The sequence below is a fragment of the Microbacterium sp. MEJ108Y genome (assembly GCF_000834175.1).
GTDB classification, from domain to species: Bacteria; Actinomycetota; Actinomycetes; order Actinomycetales; family Microbacteriaceae; genus Microbacterium; species Microbacterium forte.
This window is the reverse complement of record NZ_JXQX01000009.1, coordinates 194,971-219,679: the sequence shown is the minus strand read 5'-3', so window position 1 is coordinate 219,679 and position 24,709 is coordinate 194,971. Positions and strand designations below refer to the sequence as shown.

General features: G+C 65.4%; 27 protein-coding genes. 6 read left to right on the top strand and 21 right to left on the bottom strand.

Translation table 11 applies throughout. From position 1 onward, the window contains the following. Positions 1 to 16: 16 nt before the first annotated feature. The 17 genes from RU09_RS05445 to RU09_RS05365 form a co-directional block, all read right to left on the bottom strand. A complete protein-coding gene (locus RU09_RS05445; RefSeq protein ID WP_042538290.1) occupies positions 17 to 352 on the bottom strand; it encodes a DUF6804 family protein in 336 nt (111 codons plus the stop codon). Continuing rightward, positions 349 to 888, bottom strand: coding sequence for a signal peptidase II (gene lspA, locus RU09_RS05440; protein WP_052492865.1), 540 nt, complete (start codon positions 886 to 888; stop codon positions 349 to 351). Before lspA ends, RU09_RS05445 begins: the two co-directional genes overlap by 4 nt. Beyond that, a complete protein-coding gene (locus tag RU09_RS18030; protein WP_052492864.1) occupies positions 881 to 1,558 on the bottom strand; it encodes a copper resistance CopC family protein in 678 nt (225 codons plus the stop codon). The genes lspA and RU09_RS18030 overlap by 8 nt, the downstream gene beginning before the upstream one ends. Then, entirely contained in the window at positions 1,551 to 2,465 is a 915-nt protein-coding gene (locus RU09_RS05430) for a cation diffusion facilitator family transporter (protein WP_042538288.1), read from the bottom strand. The genes RU09_RS18030 and RU09_RS05430 overlap by 8 nt, the downstream gene beginning before the upstream one ends. 9 nt (positions 2,466 to 2,474) lie before the next feature. Then, on the bottom strand, positions 2,475 to 3,461 hold the full coding sequence (locus RU09_RS05425; protein ID WP_042538369.1) for a flavin-containing monooxygenase: 987 nt from the start codon (positions 3,459 to 3,461) through the stop codon (positions 2,475 to 2,477). Continuing rightward, positions 3,461 to 4,126 (bottom strand): DsbA family protein, encoded by a 666-nt coding sequence (locus tag RU09_RS05420; RefSeq protein WP_136041016.1) that lies wholly within the window; start codon positions 4,124 to 4,126, stop codon positions 3,461 to 3,463. The genes RU09_RS05425 and RU09_RS05420 overlap by 1 nt, the downstream gene beginning before the upstream one ends. A 70-nt stretch (positions 4,127 to 4,196) precedes the next feature. Next, positions 4,197 to 4,670 carry a hypothetical protein gene (locus RU09_RS18455; RefSeq protein WP_139305307.1) on the bottom strand — a complete coding sequence of 158 codons (474 nt, stop codon included), beginning with the start codon at positions 4,668 to 4,670 and terminating at the stop codon, positions 4,197 to 4,199. 182 nt (positions 4,671 to 4,852) lie between these two features. Then, on the bottom strand, positions 4,853 to 6,733 hold the full coding sequence (locus RU09_RS05415; RefSeq protein WP_052492874.1) for a heavy metal translocating P-type ATPase: 1,881 nt from the start codon (positions 6,731 to 6,733) through the stop codon (positions 4,853 to 4,855). A gap of 206 nt (positions 6,734 to 6,939) precedes the next feature. Next, positions 6,940 to 7,275: a Cd(II)/Pb(II)-sensing metalloregulatory transcriptional regulator CmtR gene (gene cmtR / locus RU09_RS18225; RefSeq protein ID WP_074731945.1), complete on the bottom strand. Its 336-nt coding sequence runs from the start codon at positions 7,273 to 7,275 to the stop codon at positions 6,940 to 6,942. 271 nt (positions 7,276 to 7,546) lie between these two features. Further along, on the bottom strand, positions 7,547 to 8,392 hold the full coding sequence (locus RU09_RS05410; RefSeq protein ID WP_042538283.1) for a F510_1955 family glycosylhydrolase: 846 nt from the start codon (positions 8,390 to 8,392) through the stop codon (positions 7,547 to 7,549). 147 nt (positions 8,393 to 8,539) lie between these two features. Further along, positions 8,540 to 9,136, bottom strand: coding sequence for a DUF305 domain-containing protein (locus RU09_RS05405; RefSeq protein WP_042538281.1), 597 nt, complete (start codon positions 9,134 to 9,136; stop codon positions 8,540 to 8,542). A gap of 576 nt (positions 9,137 to 9,712) precedes the next feature. Further along, positions 9,713 to 11,833 carry a heavy metal translocating P-type ATPase gene (locus tag RU09_RS05395; protein ID WP_442922279.1) on the bottom strand — a complete coding sequence of 707 codons (2,121 nt, stop codon included), beginning with the start codon at positions 11,831 to 11,833 and terminating at the stop codon, positions 9,713 to 9,715. 55 nt (positions 11,834 to 11,888) lie between these two features. Continuing rightward, a complete protein-coding gene (locus tag RU09_RS05385) occupies positions 11,889 to 12,215 on the bottom strand; it encodes a heavy-metal-associated domain-containing protein (protein WP_042538275.1) in 327 nt (108 codons plus the stop codon). A gap of 32 nt (positions 12,216 to 12,247) precedes the next feature. Beyond that, on the bottom strand, positions 12,248 to 12,529 hold the full coding sequence (locus RU09_RS05380) for a metal-sensitive transcriptional regulator (protein WP_042538273.1): 282 nt from the start codon (positions 12,527 to 12,529) through the stop codon (positions 12,248 to 12,250). A gap of 108 nt (positions 12,530 to 12,637) precedes the next feature. Next, positions 12,638 to 13,663 (bottom strand): cation diffusion facilitator family transporter, encoded by a 1,026-nt coding sequence (locus RU09_RS05375; protein WP_042538271.1) that lies wholly within the window; start codon positions 13,661 to 13,663, stop codon positions 12,638 to 12,640. Then, the gene (locus RU09_RS05370; RefSeq protein ID WP_042538269.1) at positions 13,660 to 14,025 is read right to left on the bottom strand and encodes an ArsR/SmtB family transcription factor; all 366 of its coding nucleotides are present in this window, start codon (positions 14,023 to 14,025) and stop codon (positions 13,660 to 13,662) included. The genes RU09_RS05375 and RU09_RS05370 overlap by 4 nt, the downstream gene beginning before the upstream one ends. 142 nt (positions 14,026 to 14,167) lie before the next feature. After that, positions 14,168 to 15,136 (bottom strand): alpha/beta fold hydrolase, encoded by a 969-nt coding sequence (locus RU09_RS05365; protein ID WP_231567471.1) that lies wholly within the window; start codon positions 15,134 to 15,136, stop codon positions 14,168 to 14,170. Between the two features lie 518 nt (positions 15,137 to 15,654). Between RU09_RS05365 and RU09_RS05360 the strand changes: the two genes are divergently transcribed. The 4 genes from RU09_RS05360 to RU09_RS05345 all read left to right on the top strand — a co-directional run bounded on the left by RU09_RS05360 (position 15,655) and on the right by RU09_RS05345 (position 19,199). Beyond that, positions 15,655 to 16,371, top strand: a complete 717-nt coding sequence (locus RU09_RS05360) for a VIT1/CCC1 transporter family protein (RefSeq protein WP_136042897.1) — start codon at positions 15,655 to 15,657, stop codon at positions 16,369 to 16,371. Between the two features lie 73 nt (positions 16,372 to 16,444). Beyond that, a complete protein-coding gene (locus RU09_RS05355) occupies positions 16,445 to 17,866 on the top strand; it encodes a ferredoxin reductase family protein (RefSeq protein ID WP_042538265.1) in 1,422 nt (473 codons plus the stop codon). A gap of 14 nt (positions 17,867 to 17,880) precedes the next feature. Further along, complete coding sequence (locus RU09_RS05350; protein ID WP_042538263.1) at positions 17,881 to 18,360, top strand: FMN-binding protein; 480 nt, start codon at positions 17,881 to 17,883, stop codon at positions 18,358 to 18,360. Beyond that, a complete protein-coding gene (locus tag RU09_RS05345; RefSeq protein WP_052492863.1) occupies positions 18,360 to 19,199 on the top strand; it encodes an FAD:protein FMN transferase in 840 nt (279 codons plus the stop codon). The genes RU09_RS05350 and RU09_RS05345 overlap by 1 nt, the downstream gene beginning before the upstream one ends. Here RU09_RS05345 and RU09_RS05340 read toward each other — a convergent pair. The 4 genes from RU09_RS05340 to RU09_RS05325 form a co-directional block, all read right to left on the bottom strand. Further along, a complete protein-coding gene (locus RU09_RS05340; RefSeq protein ID WP_042538261.1) occupies positions 19,190 to 20,167 on the bottom strand; it encodes a sensor histidine kinase in 978 nt (325 codons plus the stop codon). The genes RU09_RS05345 and RU09_RS05340 overlap by 10 nt on opposite strands. Further along, the gene (locus tag RU09_RS05335) at positions 20,164 to 20,877 is read right to left on the bottom strand and encodes a response regulator transcription factor (protein ID WP_228385636.1); all 714 of its coding nucleotides are present in this window, start codon (positions 20,875 to 20,877) and stop codon (positions 20,164 to 20,166) included. The genes RU09_RS05340 and RU09_RS05335 overlap by 4 nt, the downstream gene beginning before the upstream one ends. Positions 20,878 to 21,113: 236 nt before the next feature. After that, positions 21,114 to 22,001, bottom strand: coding sequence for a prolipoprotein diacylglyceryl transferase (gene lgt, locus RU09_RS05330; protein ID WP_052492873.1), 888 nt, complete (start codon positions 21,999 to 22,001; stop codon positions 21,114 to 21,116). A 168-nt stretch (positions 22,002 to 22,169) separates the two neighbouring features. Next, a complete protein-coding gene (locus RU09_RS05325; protein ID WP_042538258.1) occupies positions 22,170 to 22,463 on the bottom strand; it encodes a metal-sensitive transcriptional regulator in 294 nt (97 codons plus the stop codon). 294 nt (positions 22,464 to 22,757) lie between these two features. On the opposite strand from RU09_RS05325, the gene RU09_RS05320 reads away from it, so the two are divergent. Further along, positions 22,758 to 23,123, top strand: coding sequence for a thioredoxin family protein (locus RU09_RS05320; RefSeq protein ID WP_042538256.1), 366 nt, complete (start codon positions 22,758 to 22,760; stop codon positions 23,121 to 23,123). A 160-nt stretch (positions 23,124 to 23,283) separates the two neighbouring features. After that, a complete protein-coding gene (locus RU09_RS05310; RefSeq protein ID WP_042538252.1) occupies positions 23,284 to 24,693 on the top strand; it encodes an MBL fold metallo-hydrolase in 1,410 nt (469 codons plus the stop codon). The last annotated feature ends 16 nt before the right edge of the window (positions 24,694 to 24,709 follow it).

Genomic DNA, 24,709 nt, shown 5'->3' with positions numbered 1-24,709 from the left:
AAGAAGATCGCGCTGTTCACTTCCGGATCACCTTGATCGTCGCCCCCGCTGCCAGGAACGCCACGGCCGCGATGGGCTGTGCTGTGGTCCACACGACACCGGAGAAGGGGAAGGGCATTACCGGGTTCCAGAGCACGGCGATCGCGAGGAAGACCGGGATCCACCACCAGTGGCGTGCCTGCAGCGCAAACCACGCGACGATCAGCCCGAAAATTGAGGCGATGAAGAGGACGAGGGGCGCCCAATTCGCCTGGAAGAGCGCCGGGGCGAGGAACAGGATCGCGGCGGCGACGAGGCTGGGGGCCAGGGCGTTCCGCTGGTAAGTGGAGGGGACACGTTCTTTGGGACTCATGGGTGAACCGTTTCTTCGGCGGGTACAGGGGCGACGGGATCGGGGCGGGACGAGGGGTCTGGCCGGCGACGGCTTATGCGCAGACCCGCGACGATGAGGAACACGGCACCGATGCCGAGAGCGACATCGGCGAGGTTGCCGATGAACAGGTTCCCGTAGGCAAGGAAATCGGTGACGTGCCCGATCCCGAACGCGGGCGGCGAGAATAAGCGATCGATGAGGTTCCCGATCGCACCGCCCACGATGAAACCGAAACCAACCGCCGACCACACGTTGCGGGCTCGGGTAGCGGCACCGATGAGGGCCGCGGTGACAGCGAGCCCGACGACGGTGATGACCCATGTGGAGCCTTCCCCGAGCGAGAAGATCGCCCCGGGGTTGAAGGCCAGTTGAAGACCGAGCCAGTCACCGATCAGCGGTATACGCGCATCCTGTCGCAACGTGTTCAGAGCAAGAGTCTTGGTGCCTTGATCGATCAGGATAACGATGGCGGCGACGATGAGCACCACGGCCGACCGGCGGACTCGATCACGCATCGGCGTCTTCCCCCGCGGCCGCGGCATCCTCAGCAACTTCGGCGCGATCCCGCTGGTGACGGCGGCGCCCGGCCATCATCACGCCCACAACCCCGACCCCCAGGATGATAGCCAAACCGGAGAGGAAGAATAGGGGCAGCATTTCGAAGGCACCGCCTCCGGATGGTGTGCCGCCGTACGTTTGTGCCGGCGATGCGGTTTCCGTTTCTTCGCTGCTCTGTGGTGAGGCTTCAGGGGTGGGGCTTGCGGTGGTTGTGCCGGATCCCGTGTCCGTCGCGGGTCTGACGGTGTACACGTACTCTCCGCTGATCGGATGCCCATCGGCGGAGACGGTCTTCCATCGGACAGTGAAGACACCGGTCGCGGCGTCCGGGGAGAGGTGCTGCGTGATAACGTCATCGGTCGCCTGGGGGGCGTCGACTGCGACGTTTGCTCCGGTTTCATCGACCACGTCGATGACTGTTGCGCCGTCACCATCCGGAAGCAGCCCGGTGAACATCAGAGAGATCTCGTCGGGAGAGCCGTCGACGGCCGAGTCGGCGTCGGGGTACGCCGAGACGAACTCGTCGTGAGCGGCGGCCGGGGCTGTGGTCCCCAGCACGACGGATGCCGACACCATCAGGGCGGCGGCGGCGAGGGCTGTGATACGTGCCGAGAGGCGTTTATGCATGGGTGTCGTGCTCTCCGGGGTGGGATTCGGGTTCGATCTGGAAGGTGGAGTGTTCGATGCTCACGGCGAAGTGCTCGTTGACGCATTGCTGAAGTGATGTCAGCAATGCGGCGGAAGCTTCCATCGTGACGGTGTCATCGACCACGACATGGGCGGTGAGCGTGGGGAGGTCGGTCGAGACTTGGGTCGCGTGAAGGTCGTGCACCGCGACCACGTGCGGAAGGGCAAGGATGTGGCGGCGGACATCCTCGAGGTCGAGGCCGGCGGGTGTGGACTCCAACAGCACCCGACCGGATGCTCGCAACAGGATAAGAGTGCGGGGAATGATGAGCAGCGCGATCAAGACGCCCGCGACGGCGTCCGCCTGATACCAACCGAAAACGGCGATGAGGATGGCGCTGGCGATGACGCCGACGGAACCGAGGGCATCGTTGACGACCTCGAGGAACGCGGCGCGCATGTTGAGATTGCGTCCGCGGCCGCTGAACAATACGAGCATGGAGGCGATGTTGGCGACGAGACCGACGATGCCGAAGAACAGCAGACTCCCCGATGCGATCTCAGGGGGCTCGAACAGCCGCCGTACGCCTTCCACGAGCGCGAAGATGCCCACCCCGAGCAGCAAAGTTGCTTGAGCGAGCGCACCGAGAACCTCCGTGCGTCGAAGACCGAAGGTGTACTTGGGAGTCGGGGGACGATTCATCAGATGCGCAGCGGTGACGGCCATCGCCAACCCGACGACATCGGTGAGCATGTGCGCCGCATCAACAAGCAGTGCGAGGCTGCCTGTGATGATTGCGCCGATCACTTCGACGATGAAGACCGAAGAGGTGATCGCGAACGCGATGACCAGGCGATTGCGGGGAGTGGCGTCACCGATACCGTGACTGTGCCCTGTGTCTGTCATGGTGCTCCTTTACGGCCGTCCAACGATGTGCCGGGCGACGATCGCCGCATCACGACCCGCCCCAGCGAGGGTGCCCGCATCTGCCCGGGAGTAACGCGGCATGCCAACAGTGAACAGTCCCGGGATGCGTGCATTGACGTGCAAAGGCTGCCCGGGCGGCTCCGAATCGGGCAGCCATGCGTCCGCCGGCCTGTACCCGGTCGCAAGGATCACGGAATGCGGCTTCACGGACGCCCCATCGGCGAACATCACGGTGTCTCCGTGTACCTCCGTCACGGCGGCGGCATGAGTGACGTCTGTCGAAGCTACGCGGGGGCGTGACTCAGACATCGGACCCCGACGTCGCAGCCTCGACCAGATGGGCCGCTCCGACACCTCTGAGGATTCCGCTCGAGTGGAGAGGGTGACGTCGTGGGAGGAAGCGAGCTCTTCTGCAATCTCCACTCCGCTGAATCCACCGCCAACGATCAACACGCGGCCGGGAGGTATCTGGGCGGGATAGAGGTACTGGCTGGAATGCAGCACAACACCGGGTACTGCCAGTTCCAGGCGCCAGCCCGGCACGCGCGGCACCGCGGCAGCTCCCGTTGCACAGACCACATTTCGGGTTTGCACTTCCCCGGCGGAGGTCGACAGATGCAGTGTGGATCCGTCGCCCAACCGGGTGATTCCAAGAGCACGAGTGCCCCACACGGTCTTCACACCGAGGGCGTTCTCCACCGAAGACAGGTAATCGGACATCTCATCCTTACTCGGATAACGGTCTCCATCGCCCGGGAAAGGAAACCCGCGGACGACACTGTGGCGGGCCGCGCTGCGTAGCTTCATCGACTGCCACCGTGTGGCCCAGCTTCGTCGACCGGGAGGTGCAGAATCGATGATCACGAAGTCCTTCTGCGGCTCAAGCCCGGAGGACCTGAGTGCGGCGGCTGTCGCCAACCCGGAGTGCCCGGCGCCGACGATGATGACGCGACGGTGCGATAGCGAACGCGCCATCATTCAGCACCGTTCACCGCGGCTTCAATGGTGTCCTCCAGGTCATTCCACGTCTCCAGCACGACAGGCTCCCCATCGATGAAGAACGAGGGGGTACTGCTGACACCGAGCTGCTCACCCTCGTCTAGATCGAACTGGACCCGTTCTGCAGTCGCCGGATCAGCGACCGCATCATCGAACGCGGCCATATCCAATCCGAGTTCCTCCGCAAATCCCCGGAACAGGTCCGCACGAGACTCTTGAGCCTCACCCCATTGAGACTGCGTCTCGAACAGGCGGTGATACATCTCTTCCAGCCGTCCCTGCTGCGCTGCGGCTTCGGCAGCGATCGCGGCATTCTTCGAGTTGAGATGACCCGGCAACGGGAAGTAGCGGATCACGTACGTGATCTCGCCATCGAACTTGCCACGGAGATCCTCGACGAGGGGATAAAAAGCACCGCAGGCCTCGCACTCGAAATCGAGGAACTCGACCACCGTCACCGCCCCATCTCCTCCGTCATCGAGGACATGCGAGTTCTCACGGACGACCTGTGGACCATCAGCGGCCCCCGTCTCGGGTGCGGCAGCTCGACTCTGATTGACAAGGACGAACACCAGCGCAACGATCAGCAACACCACGGCGAGAGCCACGGTGACAAGTACCGCTTTCATAGAAGATTTCATAGACACTCCAGACACACACAACGAACGAGGACGACCAGGGGAGCGCCATCGAAGAGATGGCGCCGCCAGATCAGGTTCGCGACAGAGAAAGCTGTGTGAGAGAAGGAGGCAATACGAACAGGCGCCCCGTCATGGCCGCCAGTGATGGTGCGCGCGGCAAACGTTCACGAACGCGAGAAGAGGGGACGTGACGGCGGAAGATCCGCGTGACGATGAGCACCAAGAAGCAGCAGAGGATACCCAAGAGGCACCCGGCGACGCCGATCATGATGTCGTTCGCAGTATCCCCAGCCACGACATGTTCCGCAGTTGCGCCGACACCGCTTTCACCCGAACCCGCCGCGACAGGGCCAGCAGAAGACGTACCTAGTGACGACGAGGATGTCGTGCTCAGATACGCAGTCGCATCCGTCGCGTCACGATGGCCGCCCGGCCACGCTCCGACGATGAGAAGAAGTGCCAATCCGAGGGCCGTAATGATCTTCGTTATCATGAACTCGTCGGCGCGGCTGTCGCTATTGCGAATGCGACCTTGGACGACCATGACCTCAGGATGGTACCAGCCCCACCAATCAAGATCTGTTGCGAACCCGAGAGCCACGCGCCCGAAGGTCAAACTGAAGTTACTGTCAGCGTCCGCGTCCCACAACCGAGCAACCCAGTTGATTTCGGGGCCTTCGAAAGTGGCTCCGTGGGAGCGGGGTAGTGCCGTCGAAGCGGGATGGTTCAGACCTGGGCGGGTACGGAGGTTGCGGCAGGTGACCGCAGGGCAGCAGGGCGCCGCGCCGCGCGCACCCCGTTGAGGATGACGAACACTTCCGCGATCTCGTGCACGAGAACTACACCGGCAAGCCCGAGCACGCCGAAGAGGGCGAGCGGGAACAACACGAGGATGATCGCCAAGGCGAGCACGATGTTGGCGGTCATGATCCGGCGACCGCGACGAGCGTGCGCGAGCGCGCCGGGGATCAATCGGAGATCGTTCCCGGTAAAGGCGACGTCGGCAGACTCGATGGCAGCAGCCGAGCCCTTCAGCCCCATGGCGATACCGACGGTGGCGGTCGCGAGGGCGGGGGCGTCGTTGATGCCGTCACCGACCATGGCTGTCGGGCGCGCGGCGGCGAGTTGTTCGATGACCGTGGCCTTGTCCGCAGGGAGCTGCTCTGCGCGGACGTCGGTGATGCCCGCCTGTGCCGCAATCGCGCGGGCGGTGCGTTCGTTGTCCCCGGTGAGCATCGTGATCCCGATACCGGCATCCTGCAGCAGTCGCACGGTTGCGGCGGATTCAGGGCGCAGCTCGTCGCGGATGCCGATGAGCCCGGCAATCTCGCCCTCGGCTTCAACGACGACCACGGTCATGCCGTCTTCGGCCATCTCATCAGCGGCCGAGTGGAGGACTCCGGGGGCGAGCCACCGGACGTTGCCGACGCGGACCAGGGTGCCGTTGACGCGGCCGGTGATGCCGTGGCCGGCGTCTTCGACGACGTCCACGGCTCCAGCTGCGCCGGGGGCGGCCGTGGTGATCGCGGCGGCGAGCGGGTGGCTGCTTGTCTCTTCGACTGCTCCCGCCCAGGTCAACAGCTCGTCCCGTGAGATGCCGGCTGCGGGGCGCACGTCGACGACGGCCGGCTCGTTGCGGGTGAGGGTACCGGTCTTGTCCAGCGCCACCGCCTGGATGGTGCCGAGCTGCTCGAACGCTTCCCCGGACTTGATCACGACGCCGAACTTCGACGCGGACCCGATGGCGCTGATCACCGTGACCGGCACCGCGATCGCAAGAGCACAAGGAGACGCGGCGACGAGGACGACGAGTGCACGCTCGATCCAGGTCGACGGATCTCCGACGATGAATCCGAACACGGCGACAAGGGCCGCGGCGATCAGCACCACGGGGACGAGGGGGCGGGCGATCCGGTCAGCAAGCCGCGCGCGGTCGCCCTTGCGGGCGTGGGCCTGCTCCACGAGGGACACGATCTGGGTGAGCGAGTTGTCGCGCCCGTCCGCGGTCGCCTCGATCCGCAGCGTCGATGCACCGTTCACCGAGCCCGCCGCGACCGCAGTGCCGGGATGCACGTCGACCGGGATGGACTCACCGGTGATCGCGGATGTGTCCAGGCTCGAACGCCCTTCGACAACAACACCATCGGTGGCAACACGCTCGCCTGCTCCAACGATGAGGATATCGAGCTCACGGACATCCGCGGCCGGGATCGTCGTGTCGCCGGCGAGACGAGAGACACGCACGGTCTCCGGGATCAGGGACAGCAGGGCACGCAGACCCTCTTTCGCCCGATCCATCGCACGGTCCTCGAGAGCCTCCGCCAGCGAAAACAGGAACGCCAAGGTCGCAGCCTCACCGACATGGCCGAGCAGAACCGCACCGATCGCGGCAATCGTCATCAGCAGCCCGACGCCAAGTCGACCCCGGATCAACCGGCGGATCGCACCAGGAACGAAGGTGTAGGCGCCGGTCAGCAGAGCAGCCCATTGCAGCACAAGCGCGGGGATTTCGATACCCGCCCACTCGAACGCGTACCCGGCGACCAGGAAAAGGCCCGACAGCGCGGACGGCAGTAGCGCGATGTCGCGCCACCACGGCGGACGCACCTCGATCTCATCGTCATCCACGCCTGCCTTGGACGGCAGCGCCGGTCCGCAGCAAGCATCGCCTTCCTCATGGGCCTCGGAGGACGTGGCATTTCGCACCGGGTCGGGCTCGCAACATGCGTCTCCCGTCCTGTGGGAACGCGTCAACTCAACGCGCTGAATCGTGCGAGCCTTCCGGGGCTCGTCTGGGCCGCAGCACTCTTCACTCATGCGCAGCACTCACACTTCTCGTCCGTGCACGGAAAACCCTCGTCAACGGCGACGACCGCTTCCAGCATGTGTCGTAGGCCCACTGCGAGATGCGGGTCCGCGATCTCGTAACGCGTGCGCCGGCCTTCCGGGGTCGCAACAACCAGACCGCACCCGCGCAGGCACGTCAGATGATTGGAGACATTCGTACGTGTGAGATCCAGTTCGCGAGCGAGCTCAGCTGGATAGCCAGGCACATTCAAGAGCGCAAGAAGGATCCGCGAGCGCGACGGGTCTGCCATCGCGCGACCGAGACGGTTCATCACATCAAGACGAGAAGCAATAGTCAGCACACGATGACTATACAGGCCAAGCTGACCAATCATGCGGCCTGGGCTGACCGTCGGGGAACCGCCTCTGCTTCGCGTCTGTGAACTTTCTAGCGCTTGCCGGTCGAGAATAGACTCACCCATAGTGCGGTTGATACCCCCCCCGGGAGTGCCGTGAAAGCTCCGATGAGGTGGAAGCTCGATATGGCGAGGACCGTGGCGCAGGCGATGAAGACCGGCATGCGTCCGGAGAGGTTGCAGCGCTGATCATGGCGACCGTTCTGGTGTGAGCCACCTACCGGACGGGGGCGAGGACGGTCGTGTCATCGGGTGCGATCTGGACGATGCCGCGGTCATCGACCACAACGAAGCTGTCGTCACCGATCGCGGTGAAGGCCTGGGCGGCCCCTTGGAGGGGGTCGAGGCGCTGCCATGTTCCTTCGGTGTTCTGAGACCAGAGGGCGCCGTCCGTTCCGACTCCTGCGAGCGTGCCGTCGGGTCGGACGTCGAGGGCGTAGAGCAGTGGGGCGTCCGCGACGGGGGCGAAGCTGGCGCCGTTATCGGTGCTGAGAAGTAGTCCTTCTTCTGCCGCCGCGTAGAGACCGTCGTTGGTGGCTGCGAGGTCTGCCGCGGCAAGTGTGGCGCCGCGGTTCCATTCGCGACCGTTGTCAGTGCTGATGAGCAGGTCGACCCCGTCAGAAGCGATCCCGTAGAGAGTGCCGTCCGGTCCAGCGGTGAGGGTATGGAAGTCCGTAGTGCCGGTGAGAGCGATCGGTGACCAGGTTTCGCCGAAGTCGTCACTGCGAATGACGCCCAGGTTTGGGGAGCCGAGCTCTGCGGGTGTCTGCGTGCCCGGGTGTCCGGATGCTAAGAGGGCATCGTCGAGGACGGTGAATCCCATCGCATCGAAGTCGTAGCCTCCGATGGGACCGGCGAGCGCACCTTCGGGTGTGAGGGTGAAGATTCCCCCGTGGGTGGCTACGAAGAGGTTCTCACTGTTTGGGTCAGCGGCGACACCGTGAATGTGTTCGATGACGGGGGGAACCGCATCGGTGCCGGAGGTTTGTGGTGCGGCGCATCCGGTGGCGGTGACGGCTATAAGAGCGATCGCAAAAGCGGGTAGGGGTGAGTAGCGGTTCATATGGCTCCGACTTGAAGAAGTGCGTGCGGGTACGCACCCGGGGTGCGCGAATGAGACACGCAGCGTGGCGTCACCGGTGTGATGGCGAGAGCTGCGGGGAAGAGCCAGCCGAGGGGTGCGGGAGGAATCCCGCACCCCAGGCGTGAATCAGAGCGTGGCGAGGAGGTCTTCCATCGTGGCGATCTCCGTGGTCTGCGCCTCGATGATCGTTTCGGCCAGAGCGACCGCGTCGCTGTTCTGACCGTTGTCGACCTCTTCCTGGGCCATCTCGACGGCACCCTCGTGGTGCTGGATCATCTGCTCGAGGAACAGGCGGCTGGCGTCCGCACCGGTGGCATCTTCGAGAGCCTGCATGTCCTCGTCGGACATCATGCCGCCGCTGTGATCCATGCCCTCCATGTCGGCGGTGTCAGCGCCCCACTCTTCGAGCCACTGATCCATCTTCTGGATCTCGGGTTCCTGCGCGGCCTTGATCTCTTCAGCGAGAGCGACGACACGTGCGTCGACGCCGTTCTTGCTGAGGAGCATGTCAGACATGTCGATGGCCTGAGCGTGGTGTTCTTTCATCATGCTGGCGAACATGATGTCGGCATCGTTGGCGTCCGCGGATGCCGGGGCGGAGCTGCTGCTCTCGTGGTCCATGCCGGGCATATCGCCGCCGCCGGACGTGGTTCCGGCGCAGCCGGCGAGTCCAAGCAACGCAACGAGGGTGAGCGCGGCAGTCGCCGCAAAACGGGTCTTCATGATGAGTTCTCTCCAAGAGTCGATGATGGCACCCAGCGAGACAGGCTGGGCGAAGGGCGTTACCCGCAGAATGCGGGTAGCGCGTCCATCACGTGCGACTGATGCAGAGAACGGTGAGGGATGGGGGCCGCAGTGGATGCAACGAATCTCGGAGGCTCAGGAGCGATACGGGCGCTCCCGGGGAGCGTCCAAGGGCTCGCGACCAGGCGGACGGTCGCGCAAGCAGCACGACGGCGATGAGGAGCGCGAGTACGCAGGCCATCCACGCCATACCTGGATCGTCAGAACACGTGGCACATCCCGCCCCGTCGATCGCTGCGTCTTCCCCAGGCATGGGTGCAGGGTGAACGTCGGCAGAAGCGGGCGTGACGGTGATGGTCTCACTGTGCCCGGAGGGCATCGAGTGCGTGTTCATCGAATGCATCGCTAAGAGTCCGAAGATGACGGAGAGAGCGACGGCGACGACGGTGAGGAGAGTGCGGGTGAGCGTGCGCTGGTCATGCACGCGCCGTGCAATCGTGATCAACACCGTCCCACCTCTCTTTCCTCCAGGGTACGTCGCCGCCGCCCATGCGCCTACTCGTTGACGACGGCGTCCGGGCTCAGGTTCAGCCGGCGCAGCAGCTGCGCGTTCAAAGCGACAACGATCGTGGACAGCGACATCAACACCGCCCCCACGGACATCGGAAGCACAAACCCGATGGGTGCGAGCACGCCAGCCGCGAGCGGGACGGAGAGGAGGTTGTACCCGGCGGCCCACCAGAGGTTCTGCTTCATCTTCTGGTAGCTGGCCCGCGACAGCTCGATTACGGAGATCACGGACCGGGGGTCGTCGCTGGCGAGGATCACGCCCGCCGAAGCGATCGCGACGTCCGTACCCGCACCGATCGCAATCCCGACATCCGCCTGCGCGAGCGCAGGGGCGTCGTTCACGCCGTCACCGACCATTGCGACCTTGCGGCCTTCGCTCTGCAGCTCTTTCACCTTCGAGGCCTTGTCCTCCGGCCGCACTCCCGCGAAGTACCGGTCGATACCCAGATCGCCCGCCACCGATGCGGCGACCGCGTCAGCGTCACCGGTGATCATGACCACCTGCACACCACGCTCATGGAGAGCATCGACCGCGTGACGCGACTCCGACCGGATCTCATCCGCGAGGCGCAGTGCGCCCGCGACCTGCCCGTCGACGAGCACGTGGAGGATGATCGCACCCTCGTGACGCCACTCGTCGGCAACAGGCAGCTCATGGGCGTTCTCCTGCTCGAGCATATACGGGCCACCGACCTGCACGACGGGTCCATCGACACGCGCACGCACCCCGACCGCCGGGGACGACTCGAAGTCCGACGAGGACGGGACACGGAGAGTCTTGTCCTTCGCCGCGTTTACGATCGCGCGAGCGAGGGGGTGCTCGGAATCCGCCTCTGCCGCGGCGGCCCATGCCAGCAGCTGGTCAGGGTCAGTCTCCAGGACAGGATCGATTGCAGTAACGGCGGGGGTGCCCTTGGTGAGGGTGCCGGTCTTGTCGAACAGGACGGTGTCGACCGTGCGCATGCTCTCCAGCGCGAGACGATCCTTGATCAGGACGCCACCGCGAGCGGCCCGCTCGGTTGCGATCGACACGACGAGTGGGATCGCCAGGCCCAGAGCATGCGGGCAGGCGATCACCAGCACGGTGATCGTGCGGATGACGGCCGCGTCAGGCTGACCGACGATCGTCCAGACAACGGCGGTGATCGCGGCAGCGCCCAGTGCGAACCAGAACAACCACCCCGCAGCCTTATCCGCGAGCCGCTGCGCGCGCGACGACGAACTCTGCGCTTCGGTGACGAGTTTCTGGATTCCCGCGAGAGCAGTGTCCTCACCGATCGCGGTGATCTCCACCCGCACACCAGAATCGGTCGCGACCGTGCCGGCGATGACCTGGTCGCCGTCGCTGCGGCGCACGGGCCGGGACTCTCCGGTGATCATCGACTCGTCCATGCTGGCCGAGCCCTGCACGATCCGCCCGTCCGCGGGGACCCGGCCGCCGGGGCGAACCACCACAACATCCCCCACCAACAGGTCGGCCGGGGCGACCGTGACCGTCGTGTCGCCTTCCACCTTCTCCGCCTCGTCGGGGAGCAGCGCGGCCAAAGAATCCAACGCTGACGTCGTCTGGGCGAGGGAGCGCATCTCGATCCAGTGACCGAGCAGCATGATCACGATGAGCAGCGCGAGTTCCCACCAGAAGTCGAGCTCGTGATGCAGCACACCCAGGCTCGCACCCCACGACGCCAAGAATGCCACCGTGATCGCGAGCGCGATCAGCAGCATCATCCCGGGCTTACGCGCACGGAGTTCACTCACCGCGCCGGTGAGGAACGGCGCCCCACCCCACACATACATGACCGTTCCGAGAACCGGAGACACCCACCCGACCCACGGGGCGTCTGGCAGCGGGTATCCGAGCAGCATCGAGAACATCATCGAGAACCCGACAACCGGGACCGCGAGGACCAGCATGATCCAGAACAACCGCCGGAACTGGCCCACATGATCGGCATGGCCAGCGTGCCCACCGTGGCCCTCCTGACCGGCGTGCTCTTGAGAAGCACCGTGCTCGTGGCTCATCGCCGCGTGGTCGTGCTCCGTGGTAGGGAACCCGCCGTGATTGGGGTGCGCGGCCTGATTGGTGTGCTCGTCGTGCTGGCTCATCGGAACTCCTTGCTCGGATGCGCCCGGGTCAAGCCGGGCGCAGACAGATAGCCGCTCAGGCCTGGCCGGTCGCGAGCGTGTAGCCGGCCTCTTCGACCGCAGCCTTCACGGCGGCGTGATCGACGGGTGCGGCACTGTGGATGGTCACCCGGGAGGTGGCGCCAGCGTTCAGGTCGATGGTGACGGATTCGACACCGTCGACAGTGCTCAGCTCGTCGCTGACGCTGGATACGCAATGCGAGCACGTCATCCCGGCAACCAGAATCTCCTCCGACACCAGAGACACACCCGAAACGGATACCTCGGTGGTCGATGGGACAGCGCAGCAGGCGCAACCGTCGGCGGATGCGTCCTTGAGTCCGAGTTCGATGCGATCAGTCATGGTGCGCTCCTTCAATTCAGCAGACGTGGTGGTCATGAACGGACAAGACGGGCGATTGCTTCGTTGGCCTCGCGGACCTTCTCTGCCGCAACCTCGCCGCCCTCGGTACTCGCCTGGGCGACGCAATGACTGAGATGGTCCCCCAAGAGCGACAATGCGACCGTTTCGAGAGCCTTCGTCGCCGCAGAGACCTGCGTGAGGATGTCGATGCAGCACTTGTCGTCGTCGACCATCCGCGCGATACCCCGCACCTGACCCTCGACACGGTTCAACCGCTTACGCAGATCAGCCTTGTTGTTCTCGTAGCCGTTCATACTTCCAAGATACCCCCTGGGGGTATCCAACACAATGGCACGCAGATCATTCCCGCGGGTCGGACCGACCTCAGGCGTGAGCTTCGTCACCCCTGTGCGGACTCTGGATCAGGTGTTGCTTGTGGCCATCGAGCTGCGGGTGCTGACAAGAAACTCATCCAGGTTGGGGAGGTGGGAGTGGACACTTCGGCGTGCGCGCTCAGTGACTTCATCTACCCGTTCACGGGTGGCGTGCGCGTCGACAGCGAGGATCGCGTCGCCTTCCAGGCGATGTCCGTTCCAGCGGAGTCTGATGCGGTCGACAGCGGTGATGCCGTCGACATGATCGAGGGCGTGCGCAACCTTGTCGACGAGTTCTGGTTCGACGCCGTCCAGCAGGCGCCGTCCGACGCTGCGGACCGTTCCGATGAGGAGGACGAAGATCGCGACCGAGATGACCAGGCCGACGATGGGATCTGCCAGAGGGAAGCCGAGGAGCACGCCGATCCCGCCGGCCACGACGGCGAGTGAGGTGAATCCGTCTGTGCGGGCATGGATGCCGTCGGCAACAAGGGCGGCGGAGCCGATTCGCTGCCCGACTCGGATGCGGTAGACGGCGACGATCTCGTTGCCGAGGAATCCGATGATGCCCGCGGCGATGACCCAGCCGATGTTTGTGAGGGGCTGCGGGTTCAGGATGCGGTGGATGGATTGCCAGGCGGCGGCGATTGCGGAGAGGGCGACCACGAAAACGATGAACAGCCCCGCGAGATCTTCGGCACGGCCGAGCCCGTAGGTGTAGCGGCGCGAGGCTGCACGCCGGCCGAGGATGAAGGCAACCCACAAAGGAACAGCGGTGAGCGCGTCGGAGAAATTATGGACGGTATCAGCCAAGAGCGCGACGGAACCGCTGAAGATGACCACGACAGCCTGAAGGACGGTTGTGACCAGCAGGATCAGAAGGCTGATCTTCAGAGCACGGATGCCTGACCGGTTCGCCTCCAACGCATCATCGATGGAATCTGCCGCGTCATGGGAGTGGGGCACGAAGAGTCCGTAGAAGAACCCCTTGATGCCGGTCGGGTGGTCATGGTGTGCGTGCGGGGCGCCGTGGTCGTGGTGCCCGCCGTGCGAGTGATCGTGGGTCGGACTCATTCGCTCGCCCGATCCGCATGATGGTGTCGGGGTGTGCCACCCAGGGAGTGTTCGGCTTGGAAGATGGCGTCCGCGACCAGTCGGGATGCGTGCTCGTTGTCTAGCCGGTAGAAGACCCTTTGCCCGTCCTGACGGGTGGAGACGATGCGAGCCAGACGAAGTTTCGCCAGGTGCTGCGATACCGCGGCTGGTGACTTGCCAACCGCGTCGGCGAGGCTGTTCACCGACAGTTCCGAGGCTTCCTGAAGAGCGAGAATGATCCGCACCCGTGTTGCATCCGCGAGCATCCCAAACACTTCCACCGCCAGCTCAACGAAGGAACTATCCGGCCGATACCCACATCCTTGCGTATCTGCACTCATACGCAGATACTACGACATCTCTGCATCAGCGCTGGCAGCAGCTCGAGATCGCCTTCGGGGACCGATTCTCGATGTGGCCCGCGGCTTGTCCGATGCCCGTCAGGCAGGATGTCTCTCGCACATCCCTCAATACGCTTGCTTTTCAGGACGGGTCGCCGTTGATCGCCCTTGCCACGGTCTCGGCGCACCAGTCGGGATCACTCAGTGGAAGCTGGTGTCCACCCCGATGAGTCGAGACGGTGAGGTTCGGATAGGAGCGTGCGAGCCGATCGGCCAGTCCGGGCACCGGCACGGGGTCATCGGTGCCGTTGACAAGGAGGACGGCGATGTTGCGCCGCCCCAGGGCCTCCAGTGCGGGTAACCAGTCATCCGACATCACGATCGAGTTCAGGGCGCCGGAGTACGACAGCCATGTGTGCCTGACACCGTCTCTGGCCACGGTTATGGGCAGTGATGGGTTCACCGCGATGGCGGCATAGGAGGCGAATCGCCGATGGCGGCACATCCATGAGCAGACCAGATGGGCGATCGGACCGCTGGCCAGCAGGGTTTCGAACCAGCCCATGCCCGAGATTCGTTGCCGGGCTTCCTGCTCTGACACGAACAGGGGGGCGTCGAAGGCGATCACCCCTGCAATGGTGATCGCGGTGTCGGCGGCGGCGGCGGCGGTGATGATCGCGAGGGAGGCGCCCATCGAGTGGCCGACCAGGGTCACCGGGCGAGATGCTAAAGGGGAAGAAGACAGCACATCGATGATCGCGTTCTGATGATCGGAGATTCCGAATAGAGCATCGCCGTCGGGTTCGACCATCGATTGGCCGAACCCGAGCGGGTCGATCACGAGGACGGTGGCGATGTCACCGAGCTGATCGAAGGCGGCACCGTAGAACGATCCGCTTGCGGCGATTCCGGGCAGCAAGACCACGATCGGGTCACCGTCGCCGAATGTTCGGATGCTGAGTGGACCGTGCCGCGACACCACTCCCGCGCCGGGACGCCAGCGCGCCCGTCGGCGGGAGAGCAGGTGAGTCCCTCCCCACAATGCGACCGCTGCGCCCAGAGCGGTCCCGACAACGCACCGTGCTGCCGTCGTCTTCGATCTCGATGCCATCCCATTTACCTCTCTATCGATCGGACGCGGAAGGTCTACTGAATGGATAGCGACATTTCGGCTAAGCCGAGGGGCGGGCGGGTTGTGGTTCATGATGGTCTCGAACTCGAACGGGTGTCAAACGTCCCAGGCAAGCCCGTCGACGACGCCGATGGCAGGGGCGGTCGGACCTACCTGAAGATCGCTTTGCGGAGGTCTGGTGGGTGTGCCGGAAGCGCCTGTTGACTGGTACGGCTACTGCCTCTGTTCAACCCACCGAAAACGATCGTTTCCGGCGCGGTATCACTTGGTTGCCGGGGCGGTCGCCGCTAACGGGAGCCGGAACCCCGTTCTGGCATGGGCCTTCGGTTGGTGCCGCGACCGGACTTGCTAGCGGTCGAGCTGCGGAGGGCGCGTTTGTGGCGGGCGTACTCTTGTCCGATGACTCGACCTCTCACGAAGTGGCATTCCGCGCACGCAGAGCTCGACCTACGTCGGGATGTGCCTTCCATAGCCGCGCCGGGAGAAAGAACGGGGCGATGATGTTGGCGACGCATCCGGGTGAACCCCACCGCGGCGATCTCGCTGGGCGGCTCAACTGGCTCAGAGCCGGAGTGCTCGGCGCGAACGACGGCATCGTGTCGGTCGCGTCGCTCGTCGTCGGTGTCGCGGGGGCGACGACCGATTCCGCGACGCTGCTCGCCGCGGGTGTCGCCGGTCTCGTCGGCGGTGCGATCTCGATGGCGCTCGGGGAGTACGTGTCGGTGAGCAGCCAGCGAGACAGCCAACGGGCTCTGATCGAGAAGGAACGAGGAGAGCTGGCCGATAATCCTGCGACCGAGCTCGAGGAGCTGGCGGGCATCTATCAGGCGAAAGGTCTTAGCCCGGCGACCGCACGCCTCGTTGCGGAGGAGCTCACCGCGCACGACCCGCTGACCGCGCACCTCGAAGCGGAACTAGGCATCACGGAGAATCAGGTGGTCAGTCCGTGGGCGGCGGCGGGGGCCTCCGCACTTGCCTTCGCACTCGGAGCGCTGCTTCCGCTCTTGGCGATACTGCTCCCGCCTCCCGAGATCCGGGTGCCGGTCGCTTTCGCGGTGGTGCTGCTGGCGCTCGCGCTGACCGGATTCCTGAGCGCGAGGATCGGCGGGAACCCCGCGCTGAGGCCCACGATCAGGGTGGTGCTCGGTGGGGCGATCGCGCTGGTGGTCACGTTCGCGATCGGTACGCTGCTCGGGACGAGTGGCGTTGCCTGAGAGACAGATATGAGTTGCCTATCGGGAGCCGTTCCTTAGACCTGTCTCAGAGTCGGCGCAGCACGATTCCCCTATGACCACTCTGACGACGAGACCGCGTGCTTCCGTCCCCGCCGCTTCCCCTGAGCCACGGCGGGCAGCCCATGGCCGCGCGCGGGTCTGGCGTGCAGCGGCGATCACGGTGATCTGGGCGACCAGCCTGTTCGTCGTCGCTTTGTGGATCGCCTGTGGTGGAGTGACCGCAGTCCTGGGAGTCAACGCCGAGACCGTCACGACGCTCGGACGCCTCACCGGGTTGGTCGCGGCGAATCTGCTGCTCTATCAGGTGCTGCTGATGGCGCGCGTCCCGCTGTTCGAGCGCGGATTCGGTCGCGACGGGATCACGCGGCTGCATCGCTTCGTCGGATTCTGGTCGTTCTGGTTGATGGGCGCGCACATCGCACTGCTCGCGGTGGGCTACGCGATGGCTGCCGGCATCAACCCGCTCGTCCAGCTGTGGAGCTTCATCTGGGAATACCCCGGCATGCTCCTGGCGACTGCCGGCACTCTGCTGATCCTGCTCGTGGTCGTCACCTCGATCCGGCGTGCTCGTCGGCACCTGCGGTACGAGTCCTGGCACCTCCTGCACCTGTACGCGTACCTGGGCGTCGGGCTCGCGCTGCCGCACCAGCTGTGGACGGGCGCCGACTTCCTGTCCTCACCGATCGCGACCGTCTACTGGTGGTCGATCTGGGCGCTCTCCGCAGGATCGGTACTGCTCTTCCGCATCGGGATGCCGCTGCTGCGGTCCACTCGTCGGGCCCTGCGGGTGGCGGGGGTCGAGGCGGACGGTGCTCGGGGCGTCACCATCCGGGTCACCGGTCGCGACCTCGCGACGCTCGGTGCCAGGGCTGGTCAGTTCTTCGTCTGGCGGTTCCTCGATGGACCAGGCTGGACTCGCGCGCACCCGTTCTCGCTCTCCGCTGCGCCGGGAAGCGAGCTGACGTTGACTGCCCGTGTGCTGGGCGACGGCACGCGACGCCTCACCGCGCTGCTCCCTGGCACCAGGGTCATCGTGGAAGGACCATACGGGGAGATGACCGGTGAGCGCAGGACCGGGACGAAGCTGCTTATGATCGGCGCAGGCGCCGGGGTCGCACCGCTCGTCTCGCTGCTCGAGACGGAAGGCTACGGACCGGGAGAAGCGATGCTTATCACCCGGGAGTCCGCGGCCGAGGACGCTCTTCGGCAGGAGGCCATCGCTCACCTCATCAGTACCCGTGGCCTGAGCTACCTGCCGTTCATCGGCCCGCGATCTTCCGGCGCGTCGAGCTGGATCCCTGCCACGCACGAGGCGTGGTCGGGCGCAGATCTCCTCCGCCATCTCGTGCCGGAGCCGAAGGACCACGACGTGTTCATCTGTGGCGGTGAGGCCTGGATGAAAGACCTCAGGCGCGACCTGGTTGGCGCCGGGTTCCCCGCCCATCGCATCCATTCCGAATCGTTCACGATCTGAGCAGGGAGACGGCCATGAAGAAGATCCTCTACACGCTGCTCGCGACCGTCAGCGGACTCGTGCTGCTGTTCAGCTACCGAACGTCTCTGGAGGCGGTCACCCCGACCGACGCCAGTGCGGCGACAGCGGGCAGTTCATTGACGACCGCCGAGACCGGCGCGAGCGGCTCGGGAACCACATCGACGAACTCGGGAACCATGTCTGGCACCGGCCTCGCCGACGGAACCTACACCGGCGCATCATCGCAGACCCGCTACGGGCCGGTGCAGGTGCAGATAACCGTCTCCGGTGGACAGATCACGGACGCACAGGCGGTCGATTACCCGAACAGCAACGGTCGGGACCGGCAGATCAACGGCACCGCGATCCCGAGGCTCGTCTCGGAGACGATCCAGGCGCAGAGCTCGAAGATCCAGATGGTGTCCGGTGCCACATACACGAGCGGTGGCTACCTCTCGTCGCTGCAGAGCGCGATCGACCAGGCGCAGAGCTGATGCGTACCGCGAATGAGGTGACGCGGGTCTGGGTCGAGGAGATCATGGGCATTCCGATGAGCATCCATCTGATTGCTCCGGGGGAAATGACCGACGAGGGCGCCGACCGGGCAGTGCGAGCATGCTTCGACGAACTGCGTGACATCGACCGGGTCTTCTCGACATATCGCACTGATTCCGACATCAGCCGCATCCGTCGCGGTGAACTCTCCATCGCCGACGCTGACAGCAGGGTGGCGCTGGTCGCGGATGCCTGCGAACGCGCCGAAGAGGAGACTGGCGGCCTGGTCTCCGCCCGGTGGCGGGGAAGGTTCGACCCGACGGGATACGTCAAGGGCTGGGCGGTGGAAGCTGCGGGCCGTCGGCACCTCGAGCCGCTGCTGGCTGCCGCGACCGCGGTCGGCATCAACGCCGGAGGAGACCTGCAGCTGTTCACAGCCGAGGGAGCCGACTGGCGATGGCCGGTGGGAATCGCCGACCCGCACGACCGCGGTCAGTTGATCGCGGTGGTCGACGTGGTGAACGGTGCGGTGGCGACCTCAGGGACGGCGGAGCGCGGGCATCATATCCTCGATCCGCGCACCGGTAGGCCCGCGACAGGCACCGCGTCGGCCACGATCGTGACCGACGGTCTCACGCAAGCGGACGTCTGGGCGACCGCTGCCGTGGTGGCCGGCCCGGCGAACCGCTCGTGGATCGCGGCTGCGGGGTCGCGCACCGGCATCGTCGTCGATGCTGATCGTCGCGTGACCCGCTGGCTCGGCACGACGATGGTGGACGTGCAGACGACGACGGTCGGTTCGCATCCGATCGGAGGAGACGCACTCGTTCAGGGATGAGCCGGCAGTGTGAGCAGGAAAGTCGTGCCGGATGCTGTCGACCGTTCGACCTCGATGGACCCTCCGGCACGGCGAGCGACATCTCGCACGAGTGAGAGTCCGAGACCGAAGCTGCGAGGGCGCCCACTCTCGCGCGGACGCGCGAAGCGCTCGAAGACCTGCTCGGGCGAGATGCCTTCGATCCCGGAGCCCTCGTCGATGACGCGCACCGTCACGTTGCGGGCGTCCCGCGCGATGCGGATCGAGACGGTACCTCGCGCCGGGGAGTGCTGCACGGCGTTGTCGAGCAGCGCGACCAGGATGCGGACGAGCGTGACTTCCGGCAGCTGCGCCTTCACCTCCTGATCCACGGTGATCGCGAGCGAGACCTCGGAGCGCTTCTCGCTCGTCGTCATCGCTGCGACCGCTGTCGCCGCCGCTGTCGCGACGTCCGCGTTCCCGTCGGCGAACGATTCTCCTTCCGCGGCGATGAGCAGGTCGTTGAGCACGTCGGCCATCATGTCCGCATCGCGCCGGAGGTTGGTGAGACCCGCTCCGAGGTCCTCGCCTCGGTCATGACGGCGTTGCAACACCTGGATACGGCTCGTCAGCGCCGTCAGCGGCGTACGCAGTTCGTGGCTCGCGTCGGCCACGAAGTTTCGCTGCCGACGCAGCGCCTCCCCGAGCGGGCGGACCGATCGTCGAGCGGCGACCGCGGCGACAACCCCGAGCAGCACCACGCCGATCACTCCGATGATGATCACGGCCGGAACGATCACGTCGATGTCGACGATGAAGTCGTCCCGCGTTCCGGCGGGACCGCCGAACCAGCCGCCGCCGTGCTCCTCGCCTTCGCGGCGCGACGTTGAGAGCACCACCGCGATCAGCACGCCGATGCCGATCGCGACGATCACACCCGACGAGACTCCGACCCAGAGTCCGATGGATAGCGCTGCGCGACGCACGCGTCGATTATCGGCGTCGCTCATGACGGTGTTCCCGCGCGGTAGCCGCGTGCGCGGACGGTCTCGATCATGTCGGGGGACGTCTTGCGCCGCACATAGTGCACGTACGTGTCCACCGAACTCGTCGTATCTCCTTCATGGAACACGGCGCGGAGGATCTCGTCCCGACTGAACACGTGCTCGGGGCTGGTGCTCAACAGCTCCAGGAGCGCGCTCTCCGTCGCCGTCAGCGCCACTCGGATTCCAGATGGATCGTACGCGGCCTGGGCGTCCGGCGTGAACACCCACTCGCCGAGGCGTCGACGTACCCCATCAGCCCTGAACGCGCGTCGCAGCGCCCGAAGGCGCGCCAGCAGCTCGTCGTAATCGAACGGCTTCACCAGGTAGTCGTTCGCTCCGCCGTCGAGACCGGTGACACGATCGTCCACGGTGCCGAGCGCGGTCAGCATCAGGACCGGCGTCGTGATGTGCGCGGTACGCACGGCACAGATGAAATCGACGCCGTCCATGCCGGGGAGGCGTCGATCGACCACCATGGCGTCGTATCGCCTGCTCAGCGCGAGCCGGAGCGCGGTCTCGCCGTCCGCGGCATGCTCGACGTCGTACACCTCTTCCAGCACTTCGACGGTCAGCGCAGCGATCTCCGCATCATCTTCAACATAGAGCAGCGAACCGCGTGGCCCCTGTGCCGAGTCGCCCATGGTCGTCGTCCCGTCTTCCGCGATCGAGACCATCAGCGTACGCCCGGCGCAAACCGGGTCGGGTAACCCGGATGATCTTCCGCATGCCGTCGTCCGTCACACCAGAAACGATCGTTTTGGCGTCACTGGCCCGGTGGCTCCTTATGAGGCGCCACAAACGATCTTCGGAAACCCCTCTCGGCAGGGATTTTCGGCGCACCACGTCAAGAGGCGTTGTGTCCGTGATCGCTTAGACAGAACTAGCTGACAGCTGGAGGTGTGGGTGGCGTTCAGCTCTCGTCTGCGCTGCTGGGCTGATGTTCCACCGCTGGCGCGCGTCCTTCTTGGTACACGGAGGGTTCGGGTTCGGGGTGTCGTCGCCCCTGGACGACGAATAGCGCGATGCCGAGGGCGACGACGACGACGGATGCCCAGACGTTCGCGGGGATGCCGAACAGGGCGTCGCTGGTGGGGTCGATCCTGATGGCCTCGAGCCAGCTGCGTCCGAGGCCGTACCAGATCATATAGAGGGCGAAGGTTCGTCCCCACCGGAACCGGTATCTGCGCTCGAGGAGGAGGATGATCGCCACGCCGATCAGGTTCCAGATGATCTCGTACAGGAACAGCGGGTGGAACAGCGTTCCGGCCGGGAGGCCGTCCGGGAACATGGTGTCCGTCGGCAGGATCTCGAGCCCCCACGGCAGCGTGGTGGGCAGCCCGAAGAGTTCGTGGTTGAAGTAGTTGCCGATCCGACCCATGGACTGCGCGATGAGCATCGCGGGCGCGAGAGCGTCGGCGAAGGACCACAGCCGGATACCGGTTCGTCGGCAGCCGATGTACGCACCGACAGCGCCGCCCAGGAGGGACCCGTAGAGGGCGTTGCCGCCGTCCCAGATGGCGAAGATGTTCCCGAGGTTCGCGCCCGGATAGAAGTAGTCCCCGACGTGGGTGAACACGTGATAGAACCGGGCTCCGATGATGCCGATCGGGACAGCCCAGATGACGATGTCGACAACCACGCCGTCCTCCGCGCCTCGTGCCGACAGGCGTCGTTGGGTGATGATCACGGCGGCGATGATCCCGGCGATGATGCACAGCGCGTAGGTGTGGATTGTGAGCGGCCCGAGGGTGAACTGTGCCCACGACGGTGGGGGGCTGGGAAGACTCGTCAAAAGCACGAAGCACCGCTCCTCATCTGGCATCACTGTGAATGCTTCAACACATCATTGTTCAGCGCCGGTCCCATGCGAACAGCGCCCTGGGAAGACTAACGGTGTTCGACACGGGAATCGTCGAACTCCTCCCAGGTCACCAGGCGAGGGCCCCGAGGAGCGGGCCTGACCGGTTCAGGCCAGGGAGAGGAAGAGCTTCTCCAACTCGGCGGGGGAGGTGACGTCGTCGGCGTCCGGATCGGTGAGGCATTCCCGCAGCGCGGTCGAGATCACGAGGAATCCGGCCCGGTCGAGGGCCTTCGAGACGGCGGAGAGCTGCTGCACGACGTCGCGGCAGTGCGCGTCGTCCTCGACGGCCGTAATGACCGCCGCCAGCTGGCCCTGAGCTCGCTTGAGGCGGTTGACGACTTTGCGCTTGGCTTCGGGGTCGTGGACGAGCGGGTCGCCGGTGACGAGGGTGTCGGTCATGGGTGGTCCTTCCGTCGAGTTGACAACCACTATACCCCCTGGGGTATCGTATTCACATGAACTGATACTCCCCGGGGTATCGCCGAGCAAGGAGATCAGCGTATGTGCAGAGCAACGAAGTGCCACACCTGTGGAAAGACGACCTGGACCGGGTGCGGTCAGCACGTCGCATCCGTGCGGAAATCCGTGCCCGCATCCGACTGGTGCAATGGCAGCCATACCCGTGCCGAAGTCCAGGCCGCCCAGTCTCAGCGGGGTGGCTTCTTCGCCCGCCTGTTCGGACGGTGATCGGCGATGGCAACTGTTGAACTGACCACCGGGAACTTCGAACAGCTCACCCACGCCGAGGGCATCGCGCTGATCGACTTCTGGGCTGAGTGGTGTGGACCCTGCCGGGCCTTCGCCCCGGTATTCGATGCAGCATCCGACAGGCACCCCGACATCCTCTTCGGGAAGGTCGACACCGAGGCCGAGACCGCTCTGGCCTCCGCCCACCGCATCACCTCGATTCCGACCCTGATGGTCGTCCGCGACGGCGTCCTGGTCTACCGGCAGCCGGGAGCTCTTGCCGAACCGCAGCTCGAGCTGCTCATCGAGAAGGCCCGCGAACTGGACATGGACGACGTCCGCCGCCAGCTCGCCAACACCGCTACCCCCTGAAAGGACCTGGCACCATGTGCGCACGAATCACCTGCTCCTCCTGCGGCAAGCCCACCTGGGACGGCTGCGGCCAGCACATCGAACAAGCCCTCGCGGGCGTCCCCGTATCCCAGCGCTGCACTTGCACGCACTGACCCAGAAGAAAGCGACGGAGACCCTTATGCTCCTCGAACGCCTCTACGACGACGACCTCGCCCACGCCAGCTACATCATCGGCTGCCAGCGCACCGGTGAAGCGATCGTCGTCGACCCGCGCCGCGACATCCAGGTCTACCTCGACCTCGCCGCGAAGAACAGCATGACCATCACCGCGGTCACCGAGACCCACATCCACGCCGACTACCTCTCCGGCACCCGCGAGCTCGCAGCCCGTACCGGGGCGACGATGTATGTCTCCGGCGAGGGCGGCCCGGACTGGCAGTACGGTGTCGGGTTCCAAGACGCCACCCGGATAATGCACGGTCACCGCATCACGGTCGGCAACATCACGGTCGAGGCGGTCCACACTCCCGGGCACACCCCCGAGCACCTGTCCTTCCTCGTCATCGACGGCGCCACGACCTCCGAGCCGGGCTATGTCCTCACCGGTGACTTCGTGTTCGTCGGGGACGTCGGACGCCCGGACCTGCTGGACGAGGCCGCAGGCGGCATCGACACCCGCTTCGACGGCGCACGGGATCTATTCGCGAGCCTCCGCGACCACTTCCTCACCCTGCCCGACTACGTGCAGGTGCTCCCCGCGCACGGGTCGGGGTCCGCCTGCGGCAAGGCGCTCGGCGCCGTCCCAAGCTCGACAGTCGGATACGAGCGGCGTTTCGCCTGGTGGGCTCCCTACCTCGAGGCCGGCGATGAGCAGGGATTCATCGACACGCTGTTGAACGATCAGCCCGACGCACACGCCTACTTCGCACGAATGAAGCGGCAGAACCGCGTCGGACCGGCCGTGCTGGGCGAACTTCCTCCGCTCCTCGAGCGCAGCGTCTTCGATCTTGACGCCGACATCGACGCCGACCGGGTCATCATGGTCGACACCCGCCACCACTCCCTCGTGCACGAGGGCACTGTTCAGGGCGCGCTGAACGTGCCCGGAGTCGCGAAAGCAGCCAGCTACGGCGCCTGGGTCTACGACCCCGACACCGAGACGCGGCCGCTCGTCCTCATCATCGACTCGGGGGACGCCGCGGCCCGGTTCCGGGATCATCTGCTGCGGGTCGGCATCGATCAGGTCGACGGGTTCATCACCACACTCGATGGCCTCCCCACGGTGCAGCCCAAGACGATCGCCCCCACCGACCTGGACCAGGTCGACGCGGCGCTCCTCCTCGACGTGCGAAACCGTACCGAGTACAACGCCGGGCACATCCCCGGCGCCGCGCAGCTCTCCGGTGGTCGGGCCCTCTGGCACACCGACGAACTGCCCGCCGGCAAGATCCTCACCTACTGCCAGAGCGGCGTCCGCAACAGCGTCGCCGCCAGCGCCCTGCGCCGGGCCGGCCTCGACGTCATCGAGATCGAAGGCAGCTACAACGCCTGGCTCGCCGCGACGCCGTCTCGGCCGACGGCCGCCTGAGCGGCCGAGGAGCTCG

What these genes read in the sequence shown, in the direction of transcription:
- RU09_RS05445 (WP_042538290.1), bottom strand. Translation starts at nt 352, where the DNA reads ATGAGTCCCAAAGAACGTGTCCCCTCCACTTACCAGCGGAACGCCCTG.
- lspA (WP_052492865.1), bottom strand. Translation starts at nt 888, where the DNA reads ATGCGTGATCGAGTCCGCCGGTCGGCCGTGGTGCTCATCGTCGCCGCC.
- RU09_RS18030 (WP_052492864.1), bottom strand. Translation starts at nt 1,558, where the DNA reads ATGCATAAACGCCTCTCGGCACGTATCACAGCCCTCGCCGCCGCCGCC.
- RU09_RS05430 (WP_042538288.1), bottom strand. Translation starts at nt 2,465, where the DNA reads ATGACAGACACAGGGCACAGTCACGGTATCGGTGACGCCACTCCCCGC.
- RU09_RS05425 (WP_042538369.1), bottom strand. Translation starts at nt 3,461, where the DNA reads ATGGCGCGTTCGCTATCGCACCGTCGCGTCATCATCGTCGGCGCCGGG.
- RU09_RS05420 (WP_136041016.1), bottom strand. Translation starts at nt 4,126, where the DNA reads ATGAAATCTTCTATGAAAGCGGTACTTGTCACCGTGGCTCTCGCCGTG.
- RU09_RS18455 (WP_139305307.1), bottom strand. Translation starts at nt 4,670, where the DNA reads ATGGTCGTCCAAGGTCGCATTCGCAATAGCGACAGCCGCGCCGACGAG.
- RU09_RS05410 (WP_042538283.1), bottom strand. Translation starts at nt 8,392, where the DNA reads ATGAACCGCTACTCACCCCTACCCGCTTTTGCGATCGCTCTTATAGCC.
- RU09_RS05405 (WP_042538281.1), bottom strand. Translation starts at nt 9,136, where the DNA reads ATGAAGACCCGTTTTGCGGCGACTGCCGCGCTCACCCTCGTTGCGTTG.
- RU09_RS05395 (WP_442922279.1), bottom strand. Translation starts at nt 11,833, where the DNA reads ATGAGCCAGCACGACGAGCACACCAATCAGGCCGCGCACCCCAATCAC.
- RU09_RS05385 (WP_042538275.1), bottom strand. Translation starts at nt 12,215, where the DNA reads ATGACTGATCGCATCGAACTCGGACTCAAGGACGCATCCGCCGACGGT.
- RU09_RS05380 (WP_042538273.1), bottom strand. Translation starts at nt 12,529, where the DNA reads ATGAACGGCTACGAGAACAACAAGGCTGATCTGCGTAAGCGGTTGAAC.
- RU09_RS05375 (WP_042538271.1), bottom strand. Translation starts at nt 13,663, where the DNA reads ATGAGTCCGACCCACGATCACTCGCACGGCGGGCACCACGACCACGGC.
- RU09_RS05370 (WP_042538269.1), bottom strand. Translation starts at nt 14,025, where the DNA reads ATGAGTGCAGATACGCAAGGATGTGGGTATCGGCCGGATAGTTCCTTC.
- RU09_RS05365 (WP_231567471.1), bottom strand. Translation starts at nt 15,136, where the DNA reads ATGGCATCGAGATCGAAGACGACGGCAGCACGGTGCGTTGTCGGGACC.
- RU09_RS05360 (WP_136042897.1), top strand. Translation starts at nt 15,655, where the DNA reads ATGATGTTGGCGACGCATCCGGGTGAACCCCACCGCGGCGATCTCGCT.
- RU09_RS05355 (WP_042538265.1), top strand. Translation starts at nt 16,445, where the DNA reads ATGACCACTCTGACGACGAGACCGCGTGCTTCCGTCCCCGCCGCTTCC.
- RU09_RS05350 (WP_042538263.1), top strand. Translation starts at nt 17,881, where the DNA reads ATGAAGAAGATCCTCTACACGCTGCTCGCGACCGTCAGCGGACTCGTG.
- RU09_RS05345 (WP_052492863.1), top strand. Translation starts at nt 18,360, where the DNA reads ATGCGTACCGCGAATGAGGTGACGCGGGTCTGGGTCGAGGAGATCATG.
- RU09_RS05340 (WP_042538261.1), bottom strand. Translation starts at nt 20,167, where the DNA reads ATGAGCGACGCCGATAATCGACGCGTGCGTCGCGCAGCGCTATCCATC.
- RU09_RS05335 (WP_228385636.1), bottom strand. Translation starts at nt 20,877, where the DNA reads ATGGTCTCGATCGCGGAAGACGGGACGACGACCATGGGCGACTCGGCA.
- RU09_RS05325 (WP_042538258.1), bottom strand. Translation starts at nt 22,463, where the DNA reads ATGACCGACACCCTCGTCACCGGCGACCCGCTCGTCCACGACCCCGAA.
- RU09_RS05320 (WP_042538256.1), top strand. Translation starts at nt 22,758, where the DNA reads ATGGCAACTGTTGAACTGACCACCGGGAACTTCGAACAGCTCACCCAC.
- RU09_RS05310 (WP_042538252.1), top strand. Translation starts at nt 23,284, where the DNA reads ATGCTCCTCGAACGCCTCTACGACGACGACCTCGCCCACGCCAGCTAC.